The 19,342-nt window shown below is 63.4% G+C and carries 15 protein-coding genes; 8 read left to right on the top strand and 7 right to left on the bottom strand.

Going from position 1 to position 19,342, the window contains the following annotated elements; genetic code table 11:
* Positions 1–65: 65 nt before the first annotated feature.
* From LY284_RS17010 to LY284_RS16995, 4 genes are all read left to right on the top strand, one after another.
* A complete protein-coding gene (locus tag LY284_RS17010) occupies positions 66–1,403 on the top strand; it encodes an MFS transporter (RefSeq protein ID WP_014250501.1) in 1,338 nt (445 codons plus the stop codon).
* Complete coding sequence (locus tag LY284_RS17005; RefSeq protein ID WP_233387386.1) at positions 1,400–2,443, top strand: amidohydrolase family protein; 1,044 nt, start codon at positions 1,400–1,402, stop codon at positions 2,441–2,443. Before LY284_RS17010 ends, LY284_RS17005 begins: the two co-directional genes overlap by 4 nt.
* Entirely contained in the window at positions 2,440–3,108 is a 669-nt protein-coding gene (locus LY284_RS17000) for an RraA family protein (RefSeq protein WP_014250499.1), read from the top strand. Before LY284_RS17005 ends, LY284_RS17000 begins: the two co-directional genes overlap by 4 nt.
* A 62-nt stretch (positions 3,109–3,170) precedes the next feature.
* Positions 3,171–3,563, top strand: coding sequence for a hypothetical protein (locus LY284_RS16995; RefSeq protein ID WP_233388346.1), 393 nt, complete (start codon positions 3,171–3,173; stop codon positions 3,561–3,563).
* Between the two features lie 24 nt (positions 3,564–3,587).
* On the opposite strand, the gene LY284_RS16990 is transcribed toward LY284_RS16995, so the two are convergent.
* From LY284_RS16990 to LY284_RS16970, 5 genes are all read right to left on the bottom strand, one after another.
* Complete coding sequence (locus LY284_RS16990) at positions 3,588–4,493, bottom strand: dihydrodipicolinate synthase family protein (RefSeq protein ID WP_233387385.1); 906 nt, start codon at positions 4,491–4,493, stop codon at positions 3,588–3,590.
* Positions 4,494–4,569: 76 nt separating this feature from the next.
* Complete coding sequence (locus tag LY284_RS16985) at positions 4,570–5,889, bottom strand: FAD-binding oxidoreductase (protein ID WP_233387384.1); 1,320 nt, start codon at positions 5,887–5,889, stop codon at positions 4,570–4,572.
* Positions 5,890–6,080: 191 nt separating this feature from the next.
* A complete protein-coding gene (locus LY284_RS16980) occupies positions 6,081–7,361 on the bottom strand; it encodes an MFS transporter (protein ID WP_233387383.1) in 1,281 nt (426 codons plus the stop codon).
* A 298-nt stretch (positions 7,362–7,659) separates the two neighbouring features.
* On the bottom strand, positions 7,660–9,159 hold the full coding sequence (locus LY284_RS16975) for an aldehyde dehydrogenase (RefSeq protein ID WP_233387382.1): 1,500 nt from the start codon (positions 9,157–9,159) through the stop codon (positions 7,660–7,662).
* Positions 9,160–9,302: 143 nt separating this feature from the next.
* Complete coding sequence (locus tag LY284_RS16970; protein ID WP_233387381.1) at positions 9,303–10,034, bottom strand: GntR family transcriptional regulator; 732 nt, start codon at positions 10,032–10,034, stop codon at positions 9,303–9,305.
* A 113-nt stretch (positions 10,035–10,147) separates the two neighbouring features.
* On the opposite strand from LY284_RS16970, the gene LY284_RS16965 reads away from it, so the two are divergent.
* From LY284_RS16965 to LY284_RS16955, 3 genes are read left to right on the top strand one after another with little or no spacing between them, the layout of a single operon-like run.
* Positions 10,148–11,518 carry an adenylosuccinate lyase family protein gene (locus LY284_RS16965; protein ID WP_233387380.1) on the top strand — a complete coding sequence of 457 codons (1,371 nt, stop codon included), beginning with the start codon at positions 10,148–10,150 and terminating at the stop codon, positions 11,516–11,518.
* 27 nt (positions 11,519–11,545) lie between these two features.
* Complete coding sequence (locus tag LY284_RS16960) at positions 11,546–12,943, top strand: cation:dicarboxylate symporter family transporter (protein ID WP_053569262.1); 1,398 nt, start codon at positions 11,546–11,548, stop codon at positions 12,941–12,943.
* 11 nt (positions 12,944–12,954) lie between these two features.
* The gene (locus LY284_RS16955) at positions 12,955–14,361 is read left to right on the top strand and encodes a lyase family protein (protein ID WP_233387379.1); all 1,407 of its coding nucleotides are present in this window, start codon (positions 12,955–12,957) and stop codon (positions 14,359–14,361) included.
* A 6-nt stretch (positions 14,362–14,367) separates the two neighbouring features.
* Here the strand turns inward: LY284_RS16955 and LY284_RS16950 are convergent, their stop codons facing one another.
* Positions 14,368–16,575 carry a TonB-dependent siderophore receptor gene (locus LY284_RS16950; protein ID WP_233387378.1) on the bottom strand — a complete coding sequence of 736 codons (2,208 nt, stop codon included), beginning with the start codon at positions 16,573–16,575 and terminating at the stop codon, positions 14,368–14,370.
* 242 nt (positions 16,576–16,817) lie between these two features.
* Positions 16,818–18,041: a PepSY domain-containing protein gene (locus LY284_RS16945; RefSeq protein ID WP_233387377.1), complete on the bottom strand. Its 1,224-nt coding sequence runs from the start codon at positions 18,039–18,041 to the stop codon at positions 16,818–16,820.
* Between the two features lie 325 nt (positions 18,042–18,366).
* Here LY284_RS16945 and LY284_RS16940 point away from each other — a divergent pair, with 325 nt between their 5' ends.
* Positions 18,367–19,290: a sterol desaturase family protein gene (locus LY284_RS16940; RefSeq protein ID WP_233387376.1), complete on the top strand. Its 924-nt coding sequence runs from the start codon at positions 18,367–18,369 to the stop codon at positions 19,288–19,290.
* Positions 19,291–19,342 lie beyond the last annotated feature (52 nt).

Here is a 19,342-nt window from a genome sequence, read left to right as displayed (position 1 = left end):
GCAAGCCATGTGTAAGGCAGGGCCGCAGAGCCCTCGCGATCCGACGAAAAGAACGTGGAGACGGCATGACCCCATTCAACGAAGCGGCAACCATGCGAAAGGTGTACGGGCGGCTCATGCCGCTGCTTTTCGCGATGATGTTCTTCAACTACCTCGACCGCATCAACATCGGCTTCGCGGCCCTCGACATGAACCGCGCGCTCGGCTTTTCGCCCGCCGTGTTCGGATTCGCGGGCAGCATCTTCTTCGTCGGCTACATGGTGCTCGAAGTGCCGAGCAATCTGCTGCTGCATCGCGTGGGCGCGCGCCGCTGGATCGCGCGCATTCTGCTCACGTGGGGCGCGGTGGCGGCGGCCACGGCATTCGTCTTCGACGACAAGAGCTTTTACGCGCTGCGCTTTCTGCTCGGCGTGATGGAAGCGGGCTTCCTGCCGGGCGTCGCGGTGTACCTGACGAAGTGGTTTCCGGAGCGCTACCGGGCGCGGGCCGTGGGCGGCTACATCATCGCGGGATCGTTTTCGGCGGTGCTCGGCGGCCCGATCTCGACCGCGCTGATGACCTACGCCAACGGCATGCTCGGCCTGCAGGGATGGCAGTGGATGTTCATCCTCGAAGGCATTCCGGCGATGCTGCTGGGCCTCTTCACCCTGCGCATCATGACCGAGCGCCCCGCCGACGCCGACTGGCTCGCCGACGACGAAAAGCAATGGCTCGAAACGACGCTCGCGGCCGAGCGCGAAGCCATCGGCGGCCATACGCATTTTCCGCTCTTGCGCGTGGCGGGCGATATCCGCGTATGGAGCCTCGCGTGTCTGTTCGGCTGTGCGCTGGTCGGCATCTACGGGCTCTTTCTCTGGCTGCCGCAGATCGTCAAAAGCCTCGGACACCTGAGCAATATCGAAGTCGGCTTTCTTTCGGCCGCGCCGCCGCTTCTGGGCGTGCTCGGCACGTTCATCATCAGCCGCAGTTCGGATCGCACCGGCGATCGCAAGAAGCACCTCGCGTTCGTCTACGGCATGAGCGCCATCGCGATTGCAGGCAGCGCATACGCGCCGAACCCGGTCATCGCTTACGCGCTGCTCTGCGCGACCGGCCTCTTCATTTACGCGGGCAATCCGCTCTTCTGGAGTCTCGCCTCGTCGTTCAGAACCGGCGCGGCGGGCGCGGCGACCATCGCGCTCATCAATACCATCGCGCAGTTCGGCGGGCTGGTCGGACCGTGGAGCATCGGCCTCGTGCGCAACGCGACGGGCAATTTCAAGCTCGCCCTCCTGACGATCGCGGCCTTCCTCGTCGTCGCGACCGTGATCGCGCTCGTGATGCGCGTGAAACCCGCCGACGATGAAGACACCTCGCTGCCCGCATCCGATTCGCGCTCACAACGTCAGGAAAATCACGCATGATCATCGATTGTCACGGTCATTACACGACCTCGCCGCCTCAACACGAAGCGTGGCGCGCGAAGCAGATCGCCGCGCTGAAGGACGGCGCTTCTTCCCCGCCGCGCCCCGCCATTTCGGACGATGAAATCCGCGAGAGCATCGAGCATGGCCAGTTGCGCATCCAGCGGGAGCGCGGCACCGACCTCACGATCTTTTCGCCGCGCGCCGCCGGCATGGGCCATCATCTCGCGACGGCGCAAGCCAATGCGGTCTGGTCGGAAGCATGCAACGATCTCGTGCATCGCGTCGTCGAGATGTTTCCGCGCAACTTCATCGGCGTGTGCCAGTTGCCGCAAGCGCCGGGCGTGCTGCCCGCGAACTGCATCGCGGAGTTGCGTCGCTGTGTGGACGAGCTTGGTTTTATCGGCTGCAATCTGAATCCCGATCCGTCGGGCGGCCACTGGTCCGGGCTGCCGCTCACGGACCGCGCGTGGTATCCGCTCTACGAGGCGATGGTCGAGCTCGATGTGCCCGCGATGATCCACGTGTCGTCGTCGTGCAATCCGAACTTCCATGCGACCGGCGCGCATTACATCAACGGCGATACCTCCGCGTTCATGCAGTTGTTGCAGGGCGATCTGTTCGCCGATTTCCCGACGCTCAAGTTCATCATTCCGCACGGCGGCGGCGCGGTGCCGTATCACTGGGGGCGTTATCGCGGACTCGCACAGGACATGAAGCGGCCGCTGCTGACCGAATATCTGCTGAACAACGTCTTCTTCGACACCTGCGTCTATCACCAGCCGGGCGCGGAACTGCTCGCGAAAGTGATTCCGGCGAAGAACATCCTGTTCGCCTCGGAGACGATCGGCGCGGTGCAGGGCATCGATCCGGAAACCGGCCACTACTTCGACGACACGCGCCGTTATATCGACGCGATCGACTGGCTGAGCGATGCGGACCGCCAGCTCATTTTCGAAGGCAACGCGCGCGCGGTATACCAACGCCTTCCCGCGCAACTCGAACGACAACAACGATCGACCGAAGGAGCGACGACATGAATCACATCGGATGGCGCGAGTATGACTCCGCGACGCAGGCGAACCCGGCGACGCTCGCCGTGCTGCGCGAGCTCGCGGTCTCGCTCCTGAGCGACAACATGGCCCGCGTGAGCGGCACGACCGGCCTGCGCCCGTTTCATCGGCCGAAGCCGATGGCCGGCACCGCGGTCACGGTACGCACGCGCGGCGGCGACAATCTCGCGATTCATCGCGCGTTCGACTACTGCCGTCCGGGCGACGTGCTCGTGATCGACGGCGCGGGCGAACTCACGCAGGCGCTGATGGGCGACATCATGGCGAGCTACGCGGAAAGCCTCGGCGTGCAGGGTCTCGTGATCGACGGCGCGATCCGCGATGTCGGCGCGCTCGGCCAGCGCGATTTTCCGGTGTACGCGCGCGGCGTGACGCATCGCGGGCCGTACAAGAACGGCCCGGGCGAGATCAACGTGCCGGTGACGGTCGGCGGGATGGTGGTGCATCCGGGCGATATCGTCGTCGGCGACGAAGACGGCGTGCTCGCCATTTCGCCCGCCGATGTCGAAGCGGTGATCGAGGGCGCGCGCAAGCAGGCGGCCAAGGAAGCGGCGGCGCTCAAATCCATCGCGGAAGGACGCTTCGACCGCGCGTGGGTCGCCGTGCAGCACGACCGCATGATGAACGGCTGACCCCTTGCCGAGCCGTGGCGAACGCGCGCATGATGGCGCGTTCGCTTCCCTGCCCCATCGCCATGCCCGACTATCTGACCGCAGCAACACTGCTGGACCTTGCGCGACGCGCCGACGCTTGCGCGCCCGGTCCATGCACGTGCACCAAGACGCCGCTCGACGGCTGGCAATCGCAGCCGCTTTCGCTCGACGAATCGCAACTCCGCGAAATCGGCACGCTGCTCTCCGAACACGATCCCGAACCGACCTTCGCCGAATACCTGCCTGGCAAGATCGATTACTGGTCCGCCGATGCGCCCATCGCGCCGCGCTATTTTCCGTACAACCGCTGCGGCGTGTGGGAATGCACGTCTTGCGGGCGGCTTTATCTGCGCTATACGGAAGGCGGCGGCTATTTCGTCGATCGGAGAATCCGCGCGTTGCGTCTTGCCCTGATCGAAGACGTGCCGTTGTGAGCGTCGATAGTCCCAGAAGAAGAACTACGCGCCAGTGACCGATTTCACTTCTTTCCTGAGCGCCTCGACGATCTGCTTCAACGCCTGCTTCTGCTCGTCGTCGAGCGGCTGCAACGGTGTGCGCAATCCGCCGGTGCGCAGTCCGGCGAACTCGCATCCCTGCTTGATCGACTGGACGAATTTGCCTGCGTCTTCGAGGAAATCCATCAGCGGCATCATCGCGGACATAATCCGGCGGCCCTTGTCGAAATCCTTCTCGACCACGCACGCCTCGTACAGCGCGATATGTTCTTCCGGCAGAAAGTTCGATCCCGCGCACACCCAGCTTCGCGCGCCCCACGCAAAGAATTCGAGCGCCTGATCGTCCCAGCCGCAAGAGAGATTGATGCTCGGAAAGTGTCGCGCGAGCATGTGCAACTGGCCCGTGCTGCCCGAGCTCTCCTTGATCGCGATGAAGTTCTTCGATTTCGCCACGACCGCTTCGAAGAACTTGCGTCCCATCAGCGCATTCGTGCGTCCGGGATAGTTGTAGAGCATCGCGGGCAGACCGGCGGCCTGATCGACCGCGAGCGCATGAATGGCATTCTCTTCCTCGGTCGGCAACGCGTACGGAGGCGAACTGACGAGGATCGCATCCGCGCCGATCGACTTCGCCGCCTTGGCATACTCGACCGAATCTTCAGTGCGAATCGCGCCCGTTCCAACGATGAGCGGCACGCGCGTACCGATGATCTCCTTGGCGAGCGCTGCAAGCTCGAAGCGCTCCTGCGGCGTGTGCGAATAGTATTCGCCCGTGGACCCGCCAATGATGATGCCATGCACCTTCGAAGCAATCAGGTGCTCGATGACGTCGGCGAACGCTTGTTTGTCGATGCTTCCGTCGCTCGACAAGGGGGTGATCGCGGGGGTGTAAATGCCTTCGAATTTCATGGTCCAGCCTCAGCTAAGAAAAGGTACGGGTAATGGATTGCTTCGCTACGGATGACTGAGTGTCGTTGCGGCTCGCTCAACTCTCGAGACCGGCCATTTGCTGCCCCCCCCATAAGGTTGCGTTCACGCCCAGCGAGAGGAACGGTTCGGGCGGAGCCGTTTTCGGTCCCGGCGACTTCAAGAGATGCTCCACGAGCCTGTTGCTCTTGCCGGCGATCCAGTCGGCCAGCAGCGTGCCCGTCACCGTCCCGCGCGTGATGCCCAGACCGTTGCAGCACAGCGCACCATAGACGTTCGGTCCCAACTGGCCGAAGAACCCTTCGTGGTTCTGCGAGAGCGCCAGCGAGCCGCTCCACGTGTAATCGAAGCCGACATCGGGCAGCATGGGAAACCGCCGCTGAAACGACAGCTTATGCCTTTTCGCCATGCGCGCCAGATACTGCGGTTTCGGCCGTCCATCGGGATTGAAACTGAAGCTGTTGCGAATCAGGATCCGGTTGTCAGGCGTGCGTCGCACCGTGCTGCCGAACGGGTCCGCCGGAATGACGCCCCAGAACGGCTTGCCGCCCAACGCCTCCTGCTCTTGCGGCGTCAGCGGTCTGCTCAGACTCGCATACAGGAAAACGGGCAGCATGGAACGTTTGAGAAAGCCGAACCTCATGCCGAAGGCGTTGTTGGCGAGAATGAGCTTGTCGGTGACGATCTGCCCTTGCGCATGGCCCAGCACGACCTTCTTGCCATACTCCACCTCGGTGATCGGCGTGCGCTCGTACAGCGTCACGTTGGCCGGCAGACTGTCGGCAAGACCTTTGACGAGCGCCGATGGCTGCACGAGAATCGTGCCGGGCGTATAGAGCGCGCGCTTGTAGAAGCGCGTCCCGATATGCGCAGGCAAGTCGCGTCCCTCGATCATTTCGTATTGCTGATCAAGCTTGTCGAGGCCGCGCCGATACGCATCGAGCACTTCGACGCCGCGGCTTTCCACGGCGGCCTGATACTTGCCGGACGCGTGCATCGCACAGTCGATCCCGTGCTTTTCGACGATATCGCGAAGAATCGACTGCCCGAGCAGATTCAACTGCAAGGTCGCTTTCGCCGTCTCGATGTCGCCGATATAGTCGTCGGCCCCGATATCGTGCGGCAGATCGATGGCAAAGCCTGCGTTGCGCCCGGCCGTGCCAAAGCCCACTTCCTGCGCTTCGACGAGCACGATCTCCTCGTCCGGAAAATTCAGCGCAAGCTGCCGCGCGGCGGCGAGACCGGTGTATCCCGCGCCCACGACCGTCCAGCGCGCATCCTTCTTCCCTATGTGCGGCGGCCTGGGCGTGCGGGGGCCGCTAAGGTGATACCAGCCACACGCGGAATCATCCGCAGGCGTTGAAGTGACCTTTTGCATTGTCGATTCCAGCTTCTAATCTTTTTAGGCATCTCCCACGGCGCACCTTGTCTCCAGAATCGGCGCGTCGCAGGCTTCTGATACGTATCTTGGGTACAACGATATCCAATCGAAATCTACGCCACCACCGATATTTTCTTGGGTCGTAGCACTACTTTTCGTTATGCAAGCGATGACGACGCAGGCACGCGTTAATGGCCGAAGCCCGCAGCCGTCTCCGAGAGGCTCTTGCCTTTGGTCTCGGGCGCAAGCCATTGCGACAATGCCGCGCCCAGACCGGCGATGCCGGCCGCGATCAGCATGGTTCCCGAAGCGCCGATATGGATCATCGACCAGGGCAGCAGGAACGTGCCGAGACCCGCTCCGACCCGGCTCACGGCGGCCGCGAAGCCCGTCCCGATGCAGCGCACCTCGGTCGGGAAGACCTCGCCGGGATAGATGCCCGTCAGCGTGTTGTACCCTGCGTTGAAGAACGAGAAGACGAGAAACAGCGCCAGCACGGCGACCGGCGGCGCGCCCGTCCATAAGCCGATGATCGCGAGCACCACGGTGCACAGCCATTGCGGCGGGACCGTCAGCGTGCGGCGGCCGAGTTTTTCGATCAGGAGGACCGTTACCACGACACCGGCGAGTGCGACCGCGGAAAGACCGATGCCGCCCGCGAGCCCGCCGCCGAGACCGTACTTCTGGAGCACGCTATCCGCGAAGGTGCCGATCGCGAAGTACGGCGTCACGGCGCAGAACCAGAACATCGACATGAACAGCGTGGCGCGCCAATGCTTCGGCGAGAAGAGCATGCCGAGCCTCGCGCCGTCCACGCCCGCGCATTCGCGCTCGACGTCCGCCGCGTCGGCGGGATTCTCCATGTAGCGCCGGGCAATCGCGCGCGCCTCGCGCTGGCGTTTCTGGTTCCACAGCCACCGCGGCGACTCCGGCAGACCGAAACGCGCAAGAAACAGGATCGCCGCGATGAATGAACTCGTCCCCAGGATGAAGCGCCAGCCGAGGTGAGTCGATTCATTGAGCGCATATCCGACAGCGAAGGCGACCATGAATCCCGTGTACCACGCGACCTGCGTCAAGCCCATGAGCCGTCCTCGCAGCCGGGAAGGCGCGAACTCCGACATGAGCGGCCAGCCGACGGAGTATTCCGCGCCGATCGCGACGCCCATCAACAGCCGCACGAAGAACAGTTCCAATGGCGAGTTGACGAAGAACTGCATGACGGACGAAATCAGGAACAGCCCCATATCCGCCATGAAAAGCGGTTTGCGGCCGTACTTGTCGGCGGCCCAGCCACCCAGCGGAGAGCCGAACAGAATGCCGAACAATGCGCCGGCGGCGATCAGGCCTTCCCAGAACGTCGAGATGCCGAGTTCGGCGGTCAGCCTTGCGCTCACCGGGCCGACAATGCCCAGGATATAACCGTCGAGAAACATGCCGCCCGTCAGGACGAAAATCATCCTCATCATGAAACGTCGTTTGAACGCGGCCGAAGTCTCAGTTTCGGGCATTTCGCCGAATGCGCTCAAACTCTTGTTCTGCAATGACATAACAGCTCCTCCAGTTTCCGGCTCGTGCGCTCGCTCTTTTTATTCTGTTTCGCACAAGCGCATTTCAGACCCAACGAATGCGTCGGTTTTATTTCGACATCCGAATTATTATGGGTTTTGAAAAAGATGAGACAAGCAAATGAGCGGACGGGACGCTTTCGTCCCGTCACGCTATTTGAAGTCAGACAGGCATGGGCCGGCTAGAACGCCGCCGCACTCAGAACTCGTCCGTCTCGTCGTCGGTGAGATCGAGCCAGAGGGTCTTGAGCTGCGTGTACTGATCGTGTGCATGCAGCGAGTTGTCGCGCCCGCCGAAGCCCGATTGCTTATAGCCGCCGAACGGCGTGGTGATATCGCCCTCGCCGAACGAGTTCACCGTCACGGTGCCCGCCCGGATCGCACGCGCGGCGCGCAACGCCCGCTTGCCATCGCCGATGAAAACGGACGCGCACAGGCCGTATTCGGTGTCGTTCGCGATCTCGATTGCGTCCTTGAGGCTGTCCACCGTGATCACCGCGAGAATCGGCCCGAAAATTTCTTCGCGCGCATGCTTCGCGTCGTTGCTTTCGACATCGATGATGGCCGGATGGACATAGCGCCCCATGCTCGTCTCGCCGCCGAACAGCACGTTGATATCGCCCGACAGATACGACTGGACCTTCTCGAAATGCTGCTTCGAAACCAGCGGACCGACGCGGTTGGCGGGATCGAGCGGATCGCCCACGCGCCATTCGGCGGCCAGCTTCACGACGCGTTCGAGCAGCGGCGCCTTGATGTCGCGATGCACGATCAGCCGCGCGATCGCCGAGCAGTTCTCGCCCATGTTCCAGAGCGCGCCGTTGACGATGTGCGCTGCCACGGCGTCGAGGTTCGCTGCGTCGGGCATCACGACGCACGGATTCTTCCCGCCCATCTCCAGCACGACTTCCTTGAGATTGCTTTCCGACGAGTAGGTCAGGAAGCGGCGGCCCGTCGCCGTCGAGCCGGTGAACGACACCATGTCGATGTCGGGATGGCGGCCGATCGGCTCGCCCACCGAACGGCCGCTACCGGTCACGACATTGAACACGCCAGCGGGAATGCCCGCCTCCAGCGCGAGTTCGGCGACGCGCATCGTGGTCAGCGAGGTTTCGACGGCCGGCTTCACGACGAGCGAGCAGCCTGCGGCGAGCGACGGACCGATCTTCCACGCCAGCATCAACAGCGGAAAATTCCACGGCAGAACCAGACCGACGACGCCGACCGGTTCACGCACGATCATCGAGATGTGATTGTCCGATGCGGGGGACACCTGATCGTAGATCTTGTCGATGGCCTCGGCGTGCCAGCGCAGCACGTTGACGGTCTCGGGGACATCGACGGTCTGACAGTCGAAAATGGTCTTGCCGGCGTCGAGACTTTCCATCACCGCGAGTTCGAGCGCGTTCTTTTCGACCAGATCGGCGAGACGGAGAATGGCGTGCTTGCGCTCGGCGGGATGCAGCTTCGACCAGCGGCCGTCGTTGAACGCCGTGCGCGCGCTTGCGACGGCCGCGTCCACATCGGCCTTCGAGCAGGCGGGCACGTCCGCGAGGCGTTCGCCCGTCGCCGGATTGGTGCTCGTGAACGTCTCGCCGGACAACGCTTTGCAAAGCTTGCCATCGATGATCGCGGAACTCGGCAAGGTCAGGTCGTGAGCGATCCGGTGATATTCACTCGCGGAAAGAAAGTCGGTCATTCGTGTCTCCGTTGATATCAGTTTTCGAGAACCGGCCGCACTGCATGGCCATTCCCGATGTCGGAAACACAATATCGAACTGCCGACGCGCTCACCAACGATATTTTCTGGGAAGAAACCGGTACTTTTGGTTATGGGCGCGCTCAGTTCGACCGCTTGAGCCGCATCGCGACTGAAAAGCGTTCGGCGGGATGAATGCTCACGGACGTCTCGAAACTCTCGCCCGCCGAATCCAGATAGCGCCGCACGATCTCGAGCGCCGCCGTGCCCGGTTCCACGCGCAGCCGCTTCGCCATTTCGTCCGGCACCAGCACCGCGCGAATCGCCTGCTGAATCTCCGCGATGCCGTGCCCGTAGCGTTCCTCGATCATCGCGCTGATCAATGTGTCGGGCTGCTCGCGCGCGCGCTCGGCCACGTCGGCATAGTCGGGCGCGATATACACGTCCGTCCAGCCGACCGGCGCGCTGCCCTTTCCTCCCTCGATGCGCAAGCTCGATATGCGCAGAAACCGCGTGCCTTCGTCGCATTGCAGTGTCCGGGCGAGATCGCGATCCGCGGCGATCACCTCCGTCGATTGCACGAGCCGCAAATGCTCGGAACCGAATTGCGCGAGATCGTCGACGGAAGCGAGCGTCGGGCGGAATTCGCTTCGCGGGCGCGACGACTCGACGCGCGTGCCGGCGTTTTTCCGTCGCGAAACCAGACCGAGTTGCTGGAGTTCATGCAGCGCCGCGCGCACCGTATGGCGGCTCGTGCGGTAGTGATCCCGCAATTCGAGTTCGGTCGGCAGCACCGTGCCGACGGGATAGCGCCCCGAAGCGATCGCTTCGGTCAGTTCGCGCGCGATGTCTGCGAAATGGGGTCGGTTGGTCATCTTGTCCCTGAGTCTGTCTTTTCTGCTTGCTAGGGTAAATCATAGCTTGCCCGTACATGTCCGGACATATTATTCTGCATATGTCCGGACTTATTCCGATCTTCGAGGTTGCAATGACACACTCTCCCGTTCCGATGGCCAGCACCGTGGTCGATTCCATCCTGTTTCGCGACGCCTTCGGAACCGCGAAGATGCGCGCGCTGTTTTCCGATCATGCGCTGATCCAGCGCTATATCGACGTCGAAGTCGCGCTGGCCAAGGCTGAAGCGCGAACCGGCGTGATTCCCGCCGAAGCCGCCGACGTGATCGCGCGCGAGTCGACCATTCAGCGCATCGATTTCGATCACATGCGCGAAGAGACCGATATCGTCGGCTATCCGATCCTGCCGCTCGTGCATCAACTGGTCGAGATGTGCGGCGACGCGGGCCGCTACGTCCATTGGGGGGCGACGACGCAGGACATCATGGACACGGCGGTCGCGCTGCAAGTGCGCGACGCGCTCGATTCGATCGACGGCGATATCCGCGAACTGCGCGCGATTCTCGCGGATCTGGCGAAGAAGCATCGCGACACGCCGATGGCCGGCCGCACGCACTTGCAGCAGGCCTTGCCGGTCACGTTCGGCTACAAGGTCGCGATCTGGCTCGCGATGTTCGATCGCCATCAGGAACGCCTGGCGCAGATGCGCGAACGCGTGGCCGTCGTCGAATTCGCGGGCGCGGCGGGCACGCTGGCATCGCTTGGCGACAACGGCTTCGAAGTACAAAAAGCGCTCGCCGAAGAACTGAAACTCGGCGTGCCCGCCACGACCTGGCACGTCGCTCGCGATGGCTTCGCCGAGGCCGTCAACCTGCTCGCGCTGGTCACGGGCTCGCTCGGCAAGATCGCGCTCGACATCATGATCATGGCGTCCACCGAGTTCGCCGAAGTCTACGAGCCGTTCGTGAAGGGACGCGGCGCGAGCAGCACCATGCCGCAAAAGCGCAATCCCATTTCCAGCGAACTCATGCTCGCCGCGGCGAAGGCCGTGCGCCAGCACGCGGGCCTGATGGTCGATGCGATGGTGCAGGACTTCGAGCGCGCGACCGGCCCGTGGCACGCGGAGTGGATCGCGATTCCCGAAAGCTTCATCCTCACGGCGGGCGCGCTGCATCAGGCGAAGTTCGCGCTCGGCGGCCTGATCGTCGATGAAGCGCGCATGAAGCACAACCTCGGCATCAGCAAGGGCTTGATCGTCGCGGAAGCGGTGATGATGGGCATGGCGCCGCACATCGGACGTCAGCAGGCGCATGACGTCGTGTACGACGCCTGCCGCACGGTGAACGAGCATGGCGGCACGCTGGCAGAAGCGCTCGCCGCCCTGCCCGAAGTCACGCGGCACTTCGACCGCGCCGCCATCGACCGCATGACCGATCCCGCGAACTATCTCGGTCTCGCCCCGCAGATGGTGGACCGCGCCATCGCGCTGTCGAGCGAAATCTGAACGTGACGAATCATGGAGGAGCAGGCGATGCATAACCAACCCGCATCACACGACGCAACCGCCGCAGCGAAGAAGAAGCTGCCGTGGTACCGCAAGCTCGGCATGCAGGTGCTATTGGCGCTCGTCATCGGCATTGCGGTCGGATTGTTGTTTCCGAAGTTCGGCGCCCAGCTCAAGGTGCTCGGCGATATCTTTCTCGCGCTCATCAAGGCGGGCGTCGCGCCGCTCGTGTTTCTCACGATCGTGCACGGCATCGCCTCGGCGGGCGACGTGAAGAGCGCGGGACGCGTGGGCTGGCGCTCGATCGTCTACTTCGAAGTCGTCTCGACGATCGCGCTCGCCGTCGGCCTGCTCGCGGGCAACCTGCTGCAGACCGGCAAGGCGATGACATCCGTCACCGTCGGCGCGGTGCCCGCGATGGCGGTCAAAGCCGCGCCGCAGGGGTTCACCGAGTTCGTCATGCATATCGTGCCGGACAACTTCATCGGCGCGTTCGCGAAGGGTGAGTTGCTGCAGGTCGTCGTGCTCGCGGTGATGGTCGGCATCGGCATTCTCGCGATTCCCGAGCGCCGCCGCGTGCGCATCAACGAAGGGCTCGATCTCATTTCCGAAGTGCTGTTCTCGTTCATCAACCTCGTGATGAAGCTTGCGCCGCTCGGCACGCTCGGCGCGATCGCCTTCTCCGTGGGCAGCAACGGCACGGCGGTGCTGATCGCGCTCGCGCAACTCGTGTTGAGCTTCTATGCCGTGGTCGTGCTGTTCATCGTCGTGGTGATGGGCGTGATCGCAAAGCTCGCGGGCTTTAGCCTGTGGCGCTTTCTGCGCTATATCAAGGACGAAATCTTCATCGTGCTCGGCACCGCTTCGTCGGAAAGCGCCCTGCCGCGTCTTCTGATCAAGCTCGAACGGCTCGGTTGCGCGAAGCAGACCGTCGGGCTCGTGCTGCCGACCGGCTATGCGTTCAATCTCGACGGCACGTCGATCTTCATGTCGATGGGCGTGATGTTCATCGCGCATGCGTATGGCGTGCCGATCACGCTGGATCATCAGATCGGCATTCTGTTGCTCATGCTGCTCACGTCGAAGGGCGCGGCCACGGTGTCGGGCGGCTCGTTCGTGGTGTTTGCCGCGACCGTCACGTCGACCGGCATTCTGCCCGTGGAGGGTCTCGCGCTGATCTTCGGCGTGTACCGCTTCATGTCGATGGCGATCGCCACCTGCAATACCATCGGCAACAGCCTCGCGACGGTCGTGATCGCCAAGTGGTCGCGCACGTTCGATGACAGCGTCGCCGAGCGGCATCTGCATCCCGAACGCTACCCGGACATCGCGCAGGCCGACGAGAACCTTGCGGACGGCAATCTGTTGCCCGAAGATATGAACGACGCCAATCCGCATCCTCACGGCATTTCAATCACGAGATAGTGTCACGCGCCATGACCACACCATCGCGAATCGAACATGATGCATTCGGCCCCGTCGAGATTCCGTCGGATCGTTACTGGGGCGCGCAGACGCAACGCGCCCTCGGGCTTTTCGAAGTGGGCGAGGAGCGCTTCCCGGTGGTGCTGTTGCGCGCCTTCGGCTTGCAGAAGTTCGCGGCCGCGCGCGCCAACGTGCAATGCGGCGCGCTCGCGCCCGAGCTGGCTTCGGCAATCGAGCAGGCCGCGATCGAACTGCGCGAGGGAAAATGGGACGGCCATTTTCCGCTGACGATTTGGCAGACGGGGTCCGGCACGCAGACCAACATGAACGCCAACGAGGTCATCGCGAACCGCGCGAACGAGTTGCTTGGACAGCCGCTCGGCACGAAGGCGCCGGTGCATCCGAACGATCACGTCAACCGTTCGCAATCGTCCAACGACAGCTTTCCCACGGTGATGCACGTCGCGGCGGCCATCGAGGTGAGCGAACGTCTGCGGCCCGCGCTGGACGAACTTCGCGCGGCGCTCGCGGAACGCAGCCAGGCGTTCGCCGAGGTCCTGAAAGTCGCGCGCACGCATCTGATGGACGCCGTGCCGATGACCATGGGGCAAACGTTCGGCACCTTCGCGCAGCAGCTTTCGAACGCGCTCGCCCGCCTCGACGATGCCTTGCCGCGCCTTCTGATCCTGCCGCAGGGCGGCACCGCTGCCGGCACGGGGCTGAACGCGCCGAAGGGTTTCGACGCCCACTTCTGCGCGACGCTCGCGGAGGCGACCGGCTTGTCCTTCGTTCCGAACGCGCACAAGTTCGAAGGCATGGCGGGACACGACGCGCTGGTGGAACTGTCGGGCGCATTGAACACCATCGCGACTTCGCTTCTGAAAATCGCGAACGACATCAGGCTGCTCGCGTCCGGCCCGCGCTGCGGTCTCGGCGAATTGCTGATTCCGGATGACGGTCTCACTTCCTCCATCATGCCGGGCAAACGGAACCCGACCATCGCGGAAGTCGTCGCGCAGGCGTGTTTTCAGGTCATCGGCAATCACCAGACGATCACCGTCGCCAACGCATCCGGCAACTTCGAACTGAACGTCGCCAAGCCGGTGCTCGTGTACAACCTGCTGCAATCGATGCGCGTGCTCGCCGATTCAGCCCGCGTGTTTGCAAGACGCTGTATCCGCGGCATCGACGTGAACCGCGAACAGCTCGCGACAAACGTCGAGCGGTCGCTGCTCGCCGTCACCGCACTCAATCCGACACTCGGTTACGACCGCGTCGCGCAGATCACGGCGAAAGCCCTGCACGAGCGCATCACGCCGCGCGCGGCGGCGATCGCACTCGGTTTTCTCGATGGCGACGAATACGACCGGCTGGTCGATTTCGCCGCGCTCGCCGCGGGTGACGCCTCGAAGCGCTGACCGGCTTCAGAAATCGGTCGTCATCGACAACAGCACGGTGCGCGGCGCGCCCATCGTCAGATAGCCGCCGATGGTCGATGCCCAGTACGACTTGTTCGCCACGTTCAGCACGCTCGCGCGGAACGTCGTGGGCTTGCCGAACAGCACGGTGGCGTAGCGCGCGCCGAGGTCGAAGCGGTCCCAGGCGGGAATCGCGAGCGTGTTCGTCACGTTCAGATACTGCGAGCCCGTGTGGATCCAGCGCGCCGTCAGCGTCAAGCCGCTGAGCACGGGCACGTCGTATTCCGCGTTGACGTTGAACAACATGGTCGGCACGCCGATCGGCTTGTTGCCGTCGGTTGCACCGCTGGCCGTGCCTTCCTGCGTCGCGTGAAGATACGTCGCGCCCGCGATCAGGCGCACGCCTTTCAGCGGCTCGCCGTAAATCGATGCCTCCAGCCCGCGATGCTTCTGCGTCCCGTCCGCGACGAAAACGTTCGAACTGTTGACGAAGGTGAGCGGCCGCTCGATCTGGAACGCCGCGAACGACGCGCCGTACTGGCCGTTGTCGTATTTCGCGCCGACTTCCCATTGTTTCGACTTCGCCGGCGGCAGCTGGTCGCCAAAGTTCGCGGCGGTATTGGGCGCGGCGTCGCCGATGGTCAGCGCTTCGCTATGGTTCGCGAACAGCGCGACGTGCTCCATCGGCCTGACGACGAGACCGAACACCGGCGTCGTGATCGAGTCGTTGTAATTGCGCGTCTGTGTGCCGGTGTACGCGTAAGTGTTCGACAGCAATTCCTGATGGCGCGCACCAATGGTGAACAGTACGCGGTCGTTCAGGAAGCCGAGCGTGTCGGAGACGGCGATGCTGCGCATCAGGTTCAACGCCGTTGTCTGCGGATCGGCCAGATTGCCGCCCGAAAGCGTCGTCGGCGGATACGGCACTTGCGGCGTGTCGTAGAGGCTCGTCGGAAACGCGCTGCTGAACGTGAACGCCGACATCGAATCGACCCGCACGATCGACGCGCCCGCCGTCACGAAATGCGACACCGGACCCGTGTTGAAGTGGCCGCGCACGCCCGCTTCCGCCGACGAGCCGTCTTCCTTGTGCGGCACGCCGAGGCGCGTCGCCGTGGTCGTGCCGTTCGCCTGAACGCTCGGCGACGAGTATTCGCCCTGCTCGTCGGTGTGGCGCATGCCGCCCGTCACGTAGGCCGTCCAGCCGGGCAGGAAATCGTACTCGGCGCGCAGGATGCCGACCGTATCTTCGATCGAGCTGAAGCTCCAGGTCTGCGCGTAGTTATAGGTCGCCGCGGGCGGGCCGGGAATGAAGTTCGCGAAGTCGTTGACCGTCGGACGGCCGCTGTTGATGCGCTGGCGCTGGTACAGGAAATCGCCGTAAAGACGCAGCTTGTCGCCGCGCCAGTCGAGCGACACGGCCGTGGTGTTGTCGCGGCGGTGTTCGCCGTCGATGCTCGTCTCGCCGTCGTGATTCGCCTGATTCACGCGGATGCCGAACTGCCCTTCGCTGCCGAAGCGCCGGCCGATATCGACGTGCGCCCCGATCTCGCCCGATGCCGTGCCGTCGAGCGTGACGCGCGTGAGCGGCTTGTCGTCGGCGCGCTTGAGTTGCAGATTGATGCCGCCGCCCACCGCCGAGCCGTTCGGCGACGCGCCGTTCAGGAACGCATTCGCGCCCTTGAACACGTCCACGCGTTCGAGCGCGTCGGTCGCGACGAGCTGGCGCGGCGTGATGCCGTACAGGCCGTTCAGCGAGACGTCGTCGCCCTGCAGCTCGAAGCCTCGGATCACATACGTCTCCGCGAAATTGCCGAAAGCATACGCAGTCCGAACCGAGGGATCGTTCGCGAGCACGTCGGCGATGGTGCGCGCCTGCTGATCTTCGATCAGCTTCGACGTATAGGTCGTCATGCTGAACGGCACGTCGAGCATGTTTTGCTGGCCGAGCACGCCGAAATCGGCGCCCCGGGCGACCTGACCGCCCGCGAAGGTCGGCGCGAAATCGCCGGGCAATGACTCCTTCGACGCCTGGACCTTGACGGCCGGCAAGGTGCTTTCCTGCGGCGCGGCGGCGGCGGTATCGGCAGATTGCGCCTGCGCCGACAGGGAAAAGACCATCGCAACGGCTGCGACGACGGCAGCGCGATGCGACAGCGCTCGGACAGGCGCGGCCTGCGAATGTGAAGTACGGGACGAACGTGAGGCGGACATGAATGCGGACACTACGGGATGAGTCGGTCTTCCGTCCCGGGGCGCGACTGGAATCCGGGCGGCGTTGTTCTGACTCGCACGAGGCAAGACTGAATTATGCGCGGATTATAGAGTGAATAAGAGTCGTTATCATTCACGAATTGAGATGTTTTGCGCAAACGCAACATCCCACCCGCGTGTGGTGTTCTTGTCGAGCTTTATTCGAGGTATCGATGCGAGATTCGAACCGCGGCGGGCAGCCGTTATGACGCCACGGAACCGCCGCGCGCCGCGCGTGCGTCCGCAGCCGCCGCCGAATGTCGGCGCGCCGCCCGCTTTCTGAACCAGATGATGAGGCCGGTGGCGCTCAAGACCGCCACAGCGATGCCCACCGCGCTCACGAGAATGCGCCCGCTCAGGCCCACGATGCGCCCCGAATGCAGCGGAAACTGCGCCTGCATGAAGATGTCGCCCGCCGAGCCGCGGCCGGGAATCGTCGAGCCCGCGAGCGCGCCCGTCTGACCGTTGTAGTAGAGCCAGGCGTTGCCGAGACCCATGTCGCCGTGATCGTGACCGGGCGCGAAAAAGCCGACGCCATACGCCTTGAACATCGGCGCATAGTAGAGCGCGCCCATCGGTTCGGTCAGATTCTCGCGCTGCGCGTCGCGGGCGGCGGCGGCGATGATCGCTTCGCGCGTGGCCACGGGCTTGCCCGGCGGGCCGGCGCGCACGAGCTCCGGATTGTCGAGGAACGAGGGCGAGAGCTTCGAGAACATCGAGACGACCGGACGCATCACCGGCTCGGCGAGATTCATCGAGATCGACGTGAGCGCCATCACGAGCAGCAGGCCCCAGATCCACACGCCGCCCGAGCGATGCAGGTCGAACGTGAGCGCGTAGCCGCCGCGTTTTACGCGAAACGCGAACGACTTGCGCCATGCCTTCACGCTCGGAAACGAGAGGATCAGCGCGATGCCGCTGTCGAGAAACCACATGATGCCGACAATGCCGATCAGCCACGTGCCGACATCGAAACCGCCGACGATCGGCAAATGCAGCGTGTAGTGCAGCTTGTAGAGAAACGGCATCAGGTCGATGCGCGCCAGCGAGAACGCGCCCCACATGCGTTGCGCCTGAACCTGGCCCGTCGCGGGATCGACGGCGATCTGGTTGTACGGCACGTCGTACGGCGCGTTCGTCGCCGGATTCGTGCGCGGCATGACCATCATCTGCGCGGTATGCCCCGGCTCGACGCCAAGCGGCATGTACGTCACCTCGACGCGCGGATCGGCGGCCTCCACGCGGCGCGCGAGTTCGAGCGGCGGCAGCGCCGGGCCCCCGGTGCGCGCGTGGAAAAAGGCGGGATTGAGTATCTCGTCGATCTCGTGATCCCACGCGATGATCGCGCCGGTGAGACCCGAGACGAATAGAAAGAGCGCGGTCGCGACGCCGAGCCATCGATGCAGGCGAACCAATACCGGCCTCATGCCCGCAATCCTTCGAAGGAGCCGTGCGCAAACGCAATCATCGTTACGATGTTATGTAAATAGGAATTGTTCGCATTTTATAGACATTCGATCCGATATACAAGGTTCTCGTAAGCTGCTTACCAGGATTTCCGGTTCAGGCGGCGAGCGGGCGGAAAGGGGCCTGCGACACACTTCGACATAACTCCCGCGTCACGCCCGTCCCTTCTGCGACAAGGCTTTGCGGGCGACCCGTGACATTCCATGAAATAGTTTGTGCGTGGTTTTTAACCGGGTCGATCGCCACAATGGGTTCATTCGCAACCACCCACCAAGGCGAACCATCATGGAACCCGCACTGCTCGCAAAGATTTCGATGTACGCGTTGGGCATCGTCCTCGCCGCGTCGATGATCGAAGCCATCGTTCTGCACTTCAAGCACAAGGGCACCGACAAGGCTTTCGACTGGCACGAAACCTGGATTTCGCTCGTCGATCTCGTCGGCCGCAAGCTGCTCGCGTTCGTGCCGATCTCGCTCGCGACGCCGGTCTTCAACTTCGCGTGGGAGCATCGCATCCACACGGTCACGACGAACACCGCGCTCACGCTCTTTCTGCTCTTCATCGGACAGGAGTTCTGCTACTACTGGTACCACCGCGCGTCGCACACGATCCGCTTCTTCTGGGCGAATCACGCGGTGCATCACTCGCCGAACCAGTTGACGCTGTCGTCCGCGTACCGGCTGGGCTGGCTGACCAAGCTCGCGGGCTCGGCCATCTTCTTCACCCCGCTCGTGTGGCTCGGCGTGAAGCCGGAAGTGGTGCTCGCGGTCGTGTCGATCAACCTGCTCTATCAGTTCTGGCTGCACGCAACCTGGATTCCGAAGCTCGGCTGGCTCGAATACGTGTTCAACACGCCCTCGTCGCACCGCGTGCACCACGCTTCGAACGCGACGTATCTGGATGCGAACTTCGGCGGCGTGCTCGTGATCTTCGACCGGCTGTTCGGCACCTATGTGGAAGAACGCGCCGATGAACCCTGCGTCTACGGTCTCACGACCCCGGTGACGTCGCACAACCCGGTCGTCGTCGAGATGGAGCACTGGGTCAGCCTCGTGAAGGACATGTTCAACGCGAAGAGCGTGTCGGATGCGGTCGGCTTCTTGCTGCGTCCTCCGGGCTGGCTGCCGAACGGCGAAGGCAAGACGACGGAAGAGTTGCAAAAACGCGCGGCGCAGGCGGTCGACCAACCGGTTCACGCCGGACACTAAGAAGCGCTTCGCAGCAGTACTTTCGAATCCCGATGCCCGCATCGGGATTTTT

The organism is Caballeronia sp. PC1 (assembly GCF_021353155.1).
Classification (GTDB): Bacteria; Pseudomonadota; Gammaproteobacteria; order Burkholderiales; family Burkholderiaceae; genus Caballeronia; species Caballeronia cordobensis.
This window is presented reverse-complemented; position numbering and strand designations above follow the sequence as displayed.